This window comes from Desulfoscipio sp. XC116, assembly GCF_039851975.1.
Taxonomy (GTDB): domain Bacteria; phylum Bacillota; class Desulfotomaculia; order Desulfotomaculales; family Desulfallaceae; genus Sporotomaculum.
Window position 1 is genome coordinate 1,367,979 of the sequence record NZ_CP156660.1, and the last position, 12,531, is coordinate 1,380,509.

Genomic DNA, 12,531 nt, shown 5'->3' on the forward strand with positions numbered 1-12,531 from the left:
AGATTAGAACCATGCTTATTTACTTTTATAGTGCCTGGACTAGCCAGTAGTGCGAGGCAGGTAACTAATCGGGAGAATGTTAAAATGCTACAGAGCAGGCACAACCCGCGCATAAAATATGTGCACCGCCTTGCCCGGCGCAAGTTCAGGGAACGGGAAGGAAAATTTATCATTGAAGGTATACGTTTTCTGGAGGAAGCGCTGCAGGTAGACTGGCCTTTGGAAATAGTTCTGCATACGGGTTGTGCGGCCGGACAGGCGCGGGCCGGTTACCTTCTGGATATGTTGGCCCGGCGCGGCGTGCCTCTGCTGGCCGTGGATGATGCATTGTTCCGGGAACTGGCGGATACGGAATCGCCCCAGGGGGTGCTGGCGGTGGCCCGGGTGCCCGAGGTGCCGGATATAGATCCGTGGGGGTGGGCCGCCCGGGGCCGGGATTTGCTGCTGCTGGTGGATGGTATCCGGGACCCGGGCAATTTGGGCACTGTCATTCGCAGTGCGGATGCAGCCGGGGCGGATGGTGTGCTTATTATAAAGGGCTCTGTCGAACCATATAACCCCAAAACTCTGCGTTCTACTATGGGATCGATATTTCATGTGCCTGTGATACCTGTTTTGGAGCGGGACGCGCTGCTGTCTCAACTGCGTGCGGCCGGTTGGCGGCTGGTGGTTGGTGAACCCGGTGCCTGTAAGCTTATTCACCAGTGCGATTTGACCGGTCGGGTAGTACTGGCTGTGGGCAGCGAGGCCGACGGTGTATCCGATGCGGTGTGCCGGGCGGCCCGGGAGCGGGTGCGCATACCCATGCCGGGCCGGGCCGAATCGCTCAATGCCGGGGTGGCGGCCGGAATAATGCTTTACGAAGCATTGCGTCAGAGAACTGGTTAAAACCTTACTTGTTTTAAAAACGGCCATATGGTATAATCGATTCGAATAAAGGTCCCCAAAAAATGAGGGAAAGGTTGTGGTTAAGTGTTTTTAACCGCCGATTTTTTTTGGAGGCTGTTTGAAGCAACGGGTTCCATCCGGGCATACATGCTGTACAGAAGACTTGCCGTCCACTAGTGTAGAATAGATACTCAAATGGTAATGAAGGGGATAAGTAAGCGGCTATTTGCCTTCCAGGGAGACGGGGTCGTGGACTGGGAGCCTCATTAAGTGCAATCCGCCCAAATTCGCCCCGGAACTGCAGCTGAACGTTTTTTCAGTAGGTGTAGCCGGATTCCCGCCGTTACCGGGAGTCGGGTCGAATTTATCTTCGCCCGGGCCGAGTTGTTGAGTTTTTATGCACAAAATTAGGGTGGTACCGCGGATTAATCCGTCCCTTGGGGCGGTTTTTTATTTTGTCTACATGAGATGGAATAATGATGAAAATTTAAACAATTGGCTTTTTTATGGTAAAAAGTATTGCATATTAATAGCACTGCTAAGCTCGCAGGCAGGTGGCTAAAGCTAAAAATTGTTGAAGGAATATTAATTTTCATGAGTTCTGATTAGTATCCATCATGGTTGTAAGAGGGGGAACAGCAAATGCAGGAAAAATTAAAGAATATTTTATCCGAGGCTCGGCAGGCGTTATCTCAATTGGGCGATCTGGAGGAATTAAACGACATTCGGGTGCGCTTTTTAGGTAAAAAAGGGCTGTTAACGGGCGTGTTGCGGGGGATGGGTTCTCTGTCCGCCGAGGAGCGGCCGATAATAGGTCAGCTGGCCAATGAAGTGCGTTCGCAGATAGAGGATATTTTAGAACGCCGTACAGCCGAAATTAAGGAAAAAATCAAATTAGTACAGCTTGAGAGCGAGAGAATTGATGTTACGCTGCCCGGTACTCCTATTATGACGGGGCGCAGGCATCCTTTATCTGTTATCCAGGAGGAAATAGAGGATATTTTCCTGGGTATGGGCTACACCATTGAAGAAGGGCCGGAAATCGAATCGGATTATTATAATTTTGAGGCGTTAAACTTACCCAAAGACCACCCGGCCCGTGATATGCAGGATTCATTTTTCATTAACCCCGAGGTGCTGCTGCGCACCCACACTTCGCCGGTACAGGTGCGTACAATGGAACGTACCGCGCCCGCATTGCCCGTACGTATAATTGCACCGGGTCGGGTGTACCGCCGGGATGATGATGCTACTCATTCGCCTATGTTTAATCAGGTGGAAGGATTGGTGGTGGACCGCAGGGTGACTTTTGCCGACTTAAAAGGTACCTTACAAGTGTTTGTTGAAAAAATGTTTGGTTCGGCTACTAAAACCAGGTTCCGGTCCAGCTTCTTCCCCTTTACCGAGCCCAGCGCCGAGGTGGATATTTCCTGCGTCATGTGCGGCGGCCGGGGTTGTCGGGTGTGCTCGCATTCAGGCTGGCTGGAAATATTGGGTTGCGGCATGGTGCATCCCCGGGTATTGGAAGTGTCGGGCTATAACCCGGAAGAAGTTACCGGCTTTGCCTTTGGTATGGGTGTGGAGCGCATTACTATGCTTAAATACGGGATAGACGACCTGCGGCTGCTGTTTGAGAACGACCTGCGTTTTTTAGCGCAGTTTTAAGGGAAAATCACATCGTTATAGTTCTTCGCTATGACAGGGCGATGTTCGTTTCGTCGATTGGATTTCTATTATTAGCGGAATTTGGCGATGATCGGCTTTCGGATAAATTATGGTAACTATGATGTTAAAAAGAGCATATGAGGAGGTCAAAATCGTTGCGCGTTTCCTTTAAATGGCTACAGGAATATGTAGATATAGATGTAACCCCGGATACACTGGCCGAGTCTTTGACTTTGGCGGGCCTGGCGGTGGAAGCCATGGAAGAACCCGGCAAAGGCATTGAAAAGGTTTATACCGGTAAAATACTAAAAATAGATAAGCATCCCAATGCGGACAAGCTGGTAATTTGCCAGGTGTCGGTAGGTGGGGAAGAAACCCAAATTGTTACCGGGGCCCCCAATGTACGGGAGGGTCATGTAATACCCGTGGCCGTGGTGGGTGCCAAGCTGGCCGGTGGTCTGACTATCAAAAAGGCTAAGCTGCGCGGGGTGGAATCTCGAGGAATGCTTTGCTCCGGTGCGGAGCTGGGTTTGGACCCGGATATACTGCCGGAAGACCAGCGGCATGGCATCATGATATTGCCTTCAGACACGCCCATAGGCGTGGATGTAAAGCCATTAATCGGCTTGGATGATGTCGTGCTGGAGCTTGAACTTACTCCCAACCGGGGCGACTGCATGAGCATGCTGGGCGTGGCCCGGGAGGTGGCGGCTATCTTGCAAAAACCGTTGAAGATGCCTGCCGCTGAGTTTTTCGCTATCCCTCCCGGGCCGGAGGACAGGGTACGGATTGATATTGATGACGCTGACTTATGCCGCCGTTATGTGGCCCGCTTGCTTAAAAATGTTAAGATTGGGCCTTCGCCGAGCTGGATGCAGGAGCGGCTGCGGGCGGCCGGTGTGCGGCCTATCAGTAACGTAGTGGATGTGACCAACTATGTGATGATGGAAATGGGCCAGCCCATGCACGCCTTTGACTATCATAAGCTTAAAAACGGCCATATCATTGTGCGTCGGGCGAATCCGGGCGAAGCTATTGTTTCTCTTGATAAGGCAGTCAGAAAACTTACCCCGGATATGCTGGCTATCACCGACCCGGACGGGCCGGTGGCGGTGGCCGGGGTAATGGGCGGCCTGGAGTCCGAGGTGACGGAGGGGACTGCGGCCGTGTTGCTGGAGTCGGCGTACTTTAAACCCGTGAGCGTGCGGCGCACCTCCCGGGATCTGGGGTTGCGCTCCGAGTCTTCTTCCCGTTTTGAAAAGGGCATCGACCAAACGGGCTGTCTGCGGGCCGCTGATCGGGCCGCCGCGCTGCTGGCCGAAATGGGAGCGGCCGAAGTAGTAGACCTGGTGGTAGATAACTACCCCGAGCCCGCAGTGGAGAAAACCGTGCTGTTACGTCCCGAGCGGGTCAACAGTCTTCTAGATACCGAGTTAGCGGTTTCTGAAATAAGCGTTCTCCTGACCCGCCTGCAGTTTAAAGTACGGGAGGATATGGGGGGACTGTTGGTTACTGTGCCCGGTCACCGGCCTGATGTTGGCATTGAGGCTGATTTGATAGAAGAAGTGGCTAGGCTGTACGGGTATAACCGGGTAAAAAATACTCTGCCCACCGGTGCAATTACTCAGGGGACCAGAACTTCTGCCCAGCGGTTGGCTATGCATGTAAAGGATTTTTTGGCCCGGAGCGGGTTTAATGAGGTAATCACCTATAGTTTTATCAACAGCCGGGTATTTGACCGGCTGGGGCTGCCGGAGAATGATACATACCGGAAGGTAGTTGCTCTGCAAAACCCGCTGAGCGAAGAACAGGCTGTAATGCGCACGTTGTTGTTCCCCGGTCTGCTGGAGGTGCTGCAGCGCAATAGCAATCGTCGGGTTAAGGATGGCGCTGTTTATGAGTTGGGCAGGGCATTTTATCCACGGGAAGGGGAACCTTTGCCCGAAGAGGTGTCGGTTCTGGCGGCCGCTGTCACCGGAGTCACTCCGGGCGGCTGGAATGCACGACCCACATCAATGGATTTCTATTACTTGAAAGGTATTCTGGAAGCATTGATGTCCTATGTGGGGATAAAGGATGTAACTTACGTTCCCGCTGTTGATGTCAGAGGCTTTCATCCCGGGCGGGTTGCCGGCGTGTTGGCCGGTGATGTGGAACTGGGCGTGATTGGTGAGCTGCATCCCGACGTACAGGAGAACTATGACCTGAGTCAAAGGGTGACAGTAATGGAGCTTAACTTTGACCGGCTTATTCGGGCTGCGGGGGCACCTAAAAAGTATCAACCGCTGCCTAAGTTTCCCGGAGTGGAACGAGATCTGGCTATAGTGATACTGAAAGATATACCGGCCCGGCAAATCATGGAAACAATTTATCGGGCGGGCGGTGCTATTTTACGTGGCGTGCAAGTGTTTGATATTTACCGGGGCGAACAGTTTGCGCCGGACCGGCACAGCATGGCTTTTGCTCTGAAATTTCAGGCTGTGGACCGCACGCTTACCGATGAGGAAGTGGCTAAAAAAACCGATGCCATTATGACTGCTTTGCAAAAGAATTATGGGGCAGCCCTAAGGAAATAGCGGGTTACAGGCGAAGTTTAACTGTATTAGCTGGTTATTGGTTACTGGCAGTGAGCTTGCTTGTCAGCTGCAAGCCAACTGCCCGTTTATTATAAGGGAAATTTTATAAACACTTGCCTATATTGCGGCTGCATCTTTTGTACAATGCTTCCGTTGACAAAAAAGTTAAAAATATAATATTCAGCAGCAGGAATAAAGCAATATATGCCGAATTATTTACCAAATGTGCGGATGATTGCTGGGGAGGCCTGTCCATGTCAGATGAGCATAACCGGGTAGATGTGGAGATAAACGGAGAACGTTATACTCTAAAGGGAGATACTACGCCGGAGAATATGTTTAAAATGTCTCGATATGTGGACGAGAGAATTAAACAGATCATGCGACGCAATCCCAGGCTTTCCCTGTATAAAGCCGCAATTCTGGTATCACTGAATATAACCGAAGAACTATTTGACTTGCGAGAAGAATACGATAACTTGATGCATATGTTGGAACCCGAAAGCAAGCAAAAAAAATAGTTACCCATGTACTCATGGAGTGGGCTTCATGAGTTTTTTTATATTTTTAAGGGTAAATTAATTTTGTGATATTGGTAGGTGGTGTTGGGAAAGGATTGATTACTTTACGCCCATCTATGCGGCAATATAAATTATATAGGTGTTCTTAAATGACTAAGATAAAATATTCAGATGCCACTGTAAAGCCGGGAGCCAAGTCACGGAAATCGGCTACCCGAAGCAAAAAAGATAGCATGGGTAAACCGCCGCAGATGGAGTTTTCCCTTGCTTCCGGGAATCTGGACAGCGCCGTGCCCCGGGAATTTTACGCTCGGGATACGGTTACCGTAGCCCGTGAATTGCTGGGCTGTATACTGGTGCACCGCACTCCCCAGGGCATCACAGCCGGGAGAATCGTGGAAACCGAGGCCTATTTGCAGGGCGATCCGGCTTGTCACGCGGCCCGGCGAATGACGCCCCGCAACAGCGTTATGTTCGGGCCGCCCGGTTATACTTATGTCTATTTTACATATGGCATGCATTATTGTTTTAATGTGGTTTCCGCCCCCGAGGGGGTAGGTGAGGCGGTGCTGGTGCGCGCGCTGGAACCTGCGCTGGGCATAGCGCTGATGCAGCAGCGACGGGGCCGGTCGGGCCTGCGGGAGCTTTGCTCCGGCCCCGCCAAATTGACACAGGCGATGGGCATTGTCCGGGAGCACAACCGGCTGGATTTGACAGTGGGTGATTTATATATTAGCCCGAGGAATGCGGAGGCGCCCGTTGTCACTACCACTCGCATTGGTATTAAGGAGGGAGCGGAGCTGCCGCTGCGCTTTTATCTGCAGAATAACGGGTACGTGTCCAGGAAATAACTAAATATTTCCTGCTTTTTACGTTGCCCGGCGAAGTATAAAATATCTAAAAAGGAAGTGGCAATAATGAGGATTAGTGAAATATATCAATACGTAGTAGCCAGGGGGATGGAGAGAGATCCCCGGGGAGCCGAAGCAGTGGCTCGCGATTTGTCTCTGATTAAGAAACGTTACAATGACTTAAAGGAAGAAGAAAAAAAAGATTTCGACACCGATCGTCTGGCTAATCCTTACAGCGATACCCGGGTGCTTTACGGTAATCCGGAGACGGAAGTAAAACGTATGTTGGTGGGCATTGACATTGAAGCGGGTGAAGTGCTGCTGGCGGATCGTCTGGCGGATAAGGGGGCCAAAGTGGACTTGATTATGTCCCACCACCCCGAGGGTAAAGCACTGGCGGCGCTGCACGATGTTATGCACCTGCAGGAGGACATACTGGCTCAGTTCGGGGTGCCCATCAATGTGGCAGAGGGTATCATGGTTTCTCGTATTAATGAAGTCAAGAGAGGTTTGATGCCTTTAAACCATAACCGGGCGGTGGATGTGGCCAGAATCCTCAATTTACCGCTGATGTGCGCTCATACCGTGGCTGATAATCAGGTGACCAGCTATTTGCAGGAGCTGATGGATGCGGAAAAACCCGATACTTTGGGTGATGTACTCAAAATGCTTAAAAAAATACCTGAATACGCCGAGGCCGCTAAATATAACGCCGGGCCAAATATTGTTGTAGGCAGTAAAGACCGGCGGGCCGGTAAAGTACTGGTGGATATGACCGGAGGCACAGGCGGTTCCGCGGATGCCTACGCCAAGCTGTCCCAGGCCGGGGTAGGTACGTTGTTGGTCATGCATATCGGGGAAAAGCATCGCAAAGAAGCGGAAAAGAACCATGTCAACGTGATTATTGCCGGGCATATGGCCAGTGACTCGCTGGGTGTTAATCTGCTGCTGGACGGTCTGGAGGAAAAGGGTGTGGAGATTATACCTTGTTCGGGGTTAATCAGGCATAAACGCAATTAAGACAGCCAACAATCAAGGAGCAGGATTTAACCATGAGAAAACCTGAATTGCTGGCACCGGCGGGCAGCCGGGATGCGCTGGTGGCGGCCGTGCAAAACGGTGCGGACGCTGTATACCTGGGTGGCAGGCGGTTTAACGCCCGACGCAGTGCGGCTAATTTTGACGATGCAGAATTAGCCGGAGCCATAGAATATGCCCATGTACGCGGCGTAAAAATCTATGTCACAGTGAATATACTGTTGGCTGACACTGAACTTAAGGAAGCCGTATGTTTTTTGCGCACTATTTATAATGCGGGTGCCGATGCCGCTATCGTGCAGGATCTGGGGCTGATTCGATTGGCCCGGCGGGTGATACCGGAGCTGGAATTACACGCCAGCACCCAGATGACGGCACACAATGTGCCGGGGGCTTTGTTGTTGCGGGATGCGGGCGTTAAGCGTATTGTGCTGGCTCGTGAGCTTGATTTGGAATCGATACGGGAAATACGCAAACGGGCCGGTGTACAGGTGGAAACGTTTGTTCACGGGGCCCTTTGTGTATGCTATTCCGGGCAGTGTCTGATGTCCAGCATGATCGGCGGGCGCAGCGGCAACCGGGGCCGCTGTGCTCAGCCTTGCCGCCTGGAATACCGCCTGGTGGACGATAATGGTAAGCTGCTGGCTGATTACGAAAAGGTGGGCAACTATCTGCTCAGCCCGCGGGATTTAAATATCAGCGCGCATATTCCGGATTTAATCAAGGCGGGTATTGATTCATTTAAAATAGAGGGGAGAATGCGGCGCCCCGAATATGTAGCCACAGTGACCAGAATATACCGTTCTTTAATTGACCGGGCAGCCCGAGGGGAAGAATATGCCGTCACCGGGGAAGAAAGTGGGCAGCTGACCCAGATATTTAACCGTGACTTTACCACGGGTTACTTTTTTGGTGTGCCCGGACGGGATTTGATGAGCTATAAAAGGCCCAACAACCGGGGTGTCAGGCTTGGCCGGGTGCGCTCTTATAATCGTGAGGCCGGACGGGCGGAGATAGAGCTTGAGGCCCCGCTTAGGGTTGGCGACGGTATAGAAGTGTGGGTGACCCGGGGAGGCCGGGTAGGCACCGAGGTAAATCAAATTTTCGTGGAAGGGAAAAAAACTTCGTTTGCTGATGCCGGTACAGTGGTGGTGGAGCTAAAGGGGCATATACGGCCTGGGGACCGGGTATTTAAGACCAATGATGTGCGGTTGATGGAAAATGCTGTGCAAACATACTCCTCCAGCCGGGAAACACGGTGCATTCCACTTGATTTTAAAGTGCGGGCGCATGTGGGTGAGCCAATGCTGCTGGAAGCGGCTGATCCACAAGGGATTACCGCCCGTGCCGCTACCGGGGCGGTGACCCAGACTGCTCAAAAGAGGCCGCTGACAGCGGAGTTTCTGGCCGAACAGCTGGACCGGCTGGGCAATACTCCCTTTGCCTTAAATAAATTAGCCTGTGACCTGGGAGACAATGCAATGATCCCGGTCCGGGAAATTAACGATGTGCGCCGGCAGGTGGTGGAACAGATAGCGGCGGCCAGGGCCGCATTACGTAAACCGGTACCGCTGTCTGGGGCCGACATAGAACATAAGCTGTCTGTTGTTTTAGATAAAGAGGAAATCGAGCGGGTTGAGCAATTTCCGGTGCTGGCCGCAGCGGTGGGCGGTGCCCCGGAGGCGCGGGCCGCGTTGGAAAGCGGTGCCGAACTCTTGTATTTCAGTGGCGACCGCTTCAGGAGCAGGAGCAATGTAACAGTAGATGAAATTGAACGGGTCCGGCGGTTTTGCAGAGATGCCGGAGTTGAATTTTATTTAACCACACCCCGCATTGCCCATGACCGGGAATTGAAACGGTATTTACCATTTCTAAAGTCTTTACTGGCGACAGAACCGGATGGTATAATGATTGCCTCTTATGGCTGGCTGCCTGTACTGCGCCAATTGACCGGTTTGCCCCTGGTTGCCGATTTTTCACTGAATGTGTTTAATCGCCAAAGTGGGGCGTTTCTAATGGAACATGGGATCGGCCGGGTTACTCTGTCCCCCGAACTTACCGGCGAACAGGTCAAATGCCTGGCCGGTTGCTCTCCGGTGGCTACCGAGGCTATCGTGCATGGCGCTTTACCGCTGATGATATCCCGTTATTGCGCGGTAGGCAGCGTGCTGGGCGGTAAAGATGAAGACAGCGGTTGTTCCATGCGGTGCCGCGATGCTTCCTTTGCACTGCTGGACCGTAAGGGAGTGGTTTTCCCTGTGGAAACGGATCAACACTGTCTGATGCATATATATAATTCTCGGGAACTTTGCCTTCTGGACACCCTTCCTTATCTGGTGCAAGCGGGCCCTGCTGTACTGAGAGTTGAAGCCCGCCGGGAAGACCAAAATTATGTGGCACGTACCGTTAAAACTTACCGGTGGGTTTTGGATAGCCTGCGCAATTCTCCTGACCGGCTGCCGGATTTAACAGCCGTCATGCAGAAAATGGTGCAAGGGGGACCGGGCTTCACCCGGGGGCATTATTATAGGGGCGTAATGGATTAAGGTAATTGGTTTATATAATAGTCATACAAGCGGGGAGAGATTATGGACGAACGCAATTTAAAAAGGCTGGAATTCAACAAGGTCAAGGAAAAATTAGCCTTATTTGCGGCATCGGAACCAGGCCGGGAGCTGATTTATAATTTAATCCCCTACGGTCATCGGGATGAAATAGTAACTGCTCTGGAGGAAGTGACCGAGGGGAGGGAACTTTTGCGCCTGGACCCCACCGCGCGTTTGGATGGGTGGAATGATGTTCGGCAGCAGGCCCGCCGCAGTGAGCGGGGAGCCCTTTTGGATCCACAGGAGTTATGGCATGTATTGCAAACGCTAATGGCCTGCAGGCACATAAAGAGTTTTTTCAGCGAGCGGCAGGACAGGTATGTTCGTTTAAATGAAATAGCTCAGGGTTTGGGTAATTTTAAAGAACCGGAAAAAAGGATTGCTTCCGCTATTGCCCCCGGCGGTGAGGTGCTGGACCGGGCTTCGGAGCGCTTGTTTAACATCAGGCGTCGCCTAACGGCGGGCCAGCAGCGGATCAAAGATCGCCTTAATGAAATTATTCGGTCGACCAGCTATCAAAAATACCTGCAGGATCCCATTGTGACTATGCGAGAGGGCCGTTATGTGGTACCTGTCAAACAGGAATACCGGTCGCAACTGCCCGGTATCGTGCACGATCAGTCGGCCAGCGGGGCTACCCTGTTTATTGAACCCATGCCGGTGGTGGAGGCCAATAATGAAGTGCGTGCGCTCATGGCGGAAGAAAAACAAGAAATTGTCCGCATTTTAACGGAGCTATCCGCCGCAGTGGGCGGGCAGGCCCAAGAGCTGCTGTATGCCCTGGAGAACCTGGGCAGGCTGGATTTTATTATGGCCAAAGCCCGCTATAGCGATAGTCTGGATGCTTGGGCACCGCGAATTGTCCCGGGCGCCAAACTGGATATCCGGCAGGGCAGACATCCCCTTTTGCCGGTGAAAGCTGTGCCCATCAGTATTCAGCTGGGTGAGGCATTCGACATGCTGGTGATTACCGGACCCAATACCGGCGGCAAAACGGTGTCTCTTAAAACGGTGGGGCTGTTGGTGCTCATGGCTCATGCTGGTTTACATGTGCCCGCTGACGATGGTACGTTAATTGGTATGTTTGATCAGGTATTTGCCGATATTGGCGATGAGCAGAGTATTGAGCAATCACTGAGTACTTTCTCTTCTCATACCACTAATATTGTAAAAATATTAGCCGGGGCGGACAGCAGAAGCCTGGTGCTGCTTGATGAACTGGGTGCGGGTACTGATCCTACCGAAGGGTCCGCCCTGGCCCGGGCTATTCTGGATCAACTGCGGCAGCAGGGGTCCAAGGTGGTGGCTACCACTCACTATGGAGAATTAAAAAGTTATGCTTTTGCCAATGAGCGGGTGGAAAATGCCAGTGTGGAGTTTGATATAAAAACTCTGCAGCCAACCTACCGGCTGTTAATTGGGCGGCCAGGACGCAGCAATGCCTTTGAAATAGCGCTGCGGCTGGGATTGTCCGAATCCGTGGTGCAAAGTGCCAGAGGGTTTTTAACCGAAGAACAAGTACAGGTAGCCGATCTGATGCGGGAATTGGAGAAAGCCCGCTTACAGGCGGAGCGGGAGCAGGCTGAGGCGGAAAAAATCCGCCTGGAAGCCGAGCAATATAGGGAACAATACATGCTCCGGGCGGAAAAAATACGCCGGCGCAAGGATGAGATTATTTCCCGTGCAATAGCTGATTCCAGGGAAATGGTGAAAAAGGCTAAACTGGAAGCCGAACAAATGGTTGAAGAGCTGCGGGCTGCGCTTAAAGAGCAAACGACCCATAGCCGGGAGCAATCCATAAATAATGCCAGGCAGCGGCTTAGGCAGCTGCAAGCTAAAATTAATGCTAAAGCACCCATTGATATTCCCGAGTATTCCTCTGAAGCTGTGGCCGATGTAAAACCGGGCGATGAAGTTTTTATACCTAAATACGGGCAGCGGGGGGTGGTGTTGGAGGCACCCGGTCAGGACGATCAAGTACAGGTGCAAGTGGGTATGATTAGAATGACCATAGCCCGCCGGGAACTGCACCGAGTCCCTGTAAAAGAGAATGCCCGGCCACGGCGTATTGGCGGTGTTGGCCAGTTAGTACATCAAAAGGCCAGGGATATATCTCCCCGGTTGGACATGCGCGGCATGCGGGTAGATGAAGGGCTGGCTGAGGTGGAAAAGTACCTGGACGATGCCTGCGTGGCCGGGCTGCCGATGGTGCAGCTGGTACATGGCAAAGGCACCGGGGCACTGCGCTCTGCGGTACAGCAATTGCTGAAGGAACATCGTGGGGTCAAAACTTTTCGTTTGGGGGAATCAGGTGAAGGAGGCAGCGGGGTAACTGTGGTGGAATTAAGGTAATTAATTTTTAGACAATATCATTATTACACTAATT

General features: G+C 52.1%; 9 protein-coding genes. All 9 read left to right on the forward strand.

The features are described 5' to 3' along the window. The first annotated feature begins 84 nt into the window (after window positions 1-84). Window positions 85-888, forward strand: a complete 804-nt coding sequence (locus ABDB91_RS06485) for an RNA methyltransferase (RefSeq protein ID WP_347490783.1) — start codon at window positions 85-87, stop codon at window positions 886-888. A gap of 84 nt (window positions 889-972) precedes the next feature. Then, window positions 973-1,065 carry a YqzL family protein gene (locus ABDB91_RS06490; RefSeq protein WP_347490784.1) on the forward strand — a complete coding sequence of 31 codons (93 nt, stop codon included), beginning with the start codon at window positions 973-975 and terminating at the stop codon, window positions 1,063-1,065. Between the two features lie 465 nt (window positions 1,066-1,530). Next, window positions 1,531-2,553, forward strand: a complete 1,023-nt coding sequence (gene pheS / locus ABDB91_RS06495) for a phenylalanine--tRNA ligase subunit alpha (protein ID WP_347490785.1) — start codon at window positions 1,531-1,533, stop codon at window positions 2,551-2,553. Window positions 2,554-2,708: 155 nt separating this feature from the next. Continuing rightward, window positions 2,709-5,129, forward strand: coding sequence for a phenylalanine--tRNA ligase subunit beta (gene pheT, locus ABDB91_RS06500; RefSeq protein ID WP_347490786.1), 2,421 nt, complete (start codon window positions 2,709-2,711; stop codon window positions 5,127-5,129). A 254-nt stretch (window positions 5,130-5,383) separates the two neighbouring features. After that, complete coding sequence (locus ABDB91_RS06505; RefSeq protein WP_347490787.1) at window positions 5,384-5,650, forward strand: cell division protein ZapA; 267 nt, start codon at window positions 5,384-5,386, stop codon at window positions 5,648-5,650. A 233-nt stretch (window positions 5,651-5,883) separates the two neighbouring features. Next, window positions 5,884-6,501 carry a DNA-3-methyladenine glycosylase gene (locus ABDB91_RS06510; protein WP_347491546.1) on the forward strand — a complete coding sequence of 206 codons (618 nt, stop codon included), beginning with the start codon at window positions 5,884-5,886 and terminating at the stop codon, window positions 6,499-6,501. A 66-nt stretch (window positions 6,502-6,567) separates the two neighbouring features. Continuing rightward, window positions 6,568-7,521 (forward strand): NGG1p interacting factor NIF3, encoded by a 954-nt coding sequence (locus ABDB91_RS06515; protein WP_347490788.1) that lies wholly within the window; start codon window positions 6,568-6,570, stop codon window positions 7,519-7,521. Window positions 7,522-7,553: 32 nt separating this feature from the next. After that, on the forward strand, window positions 7,554-10,085 hold the full coding sequence (locus tag ABDB91_RS06520) for a DUF3656 domain-containing protein (protein ID WP_347490789.1): 2,532 nt from the start codon (window positions 7,554-7,556) through the stop codon (window positions 10,083-10,085). Between the two features lie 42 nt (window positions 10,086-10,127). Then, window positions 10,128-12,497 (forward strand): endonuclease MutS2, encoded by a 2,370-nt coding sequence (locus ABDB91_RS06525; protein ID WP_347490790.1) that lies wholly within the window; start codon window positions 10,128-10,130, stop codon window positions 12,495-12,497. Window positions 12,498-12,531 lie beyond the last annotated feature (34 nt).

Excerpts from the sequence above, each read along its gene's own strand:
- ABDB91_RS06485 (WP_347490783.1), top strand. The coding sequence starts at position 85 with ATGCTACAGAGCAGGCACAACCCGCGCATAAAATATGTGCACCGCCTT.
- pheS (WP_347490785.1), top strand. The coding sequence starts at position 1,531 with ATGCAGGAAAAATTAAAGAATATTTTATCCGAGGCTCGGCAGGCGTTA.
- ABDB91_RS06505 (WP_347490787.1), top strand. The coding sequence starts at position 5,384 with ATGTCAGATGAGCATAACCGGGTAGATGTGGAGATAAACGGAGAACGT.
- ABDB91_RS06510 (WP_347491546.1), top strand. The coding sequence starts at position 5,884 with ATGGGTAAACCGCCGCAGATGGAGTTTTCCCTTGCTTCCGGGAATCTG.
- ABDB91_RS06515 (WP_347490788.1), top strand. The coding sequence starts at position 6,568 with ATGAGGATTAGTGAAATATATCAATACGTAGTAGCCAGGGGGATGGAG.
- ABDB91_RS06520 (WP_347490789.1), top strand. The coding sequence starts at position 7,554 with ATGAGAAAACCTGAATTGCTGGCACCGGCGGGCAGCCGGGATGCGCTG.
- ABDB91_RS06525 (WP_347490790.1), top strand. The coding sequence starts at position 10,128 with ATGGACGAACGCAATTTAAAAAGGCTGGAATTCAACAAGGTCAAGGAA.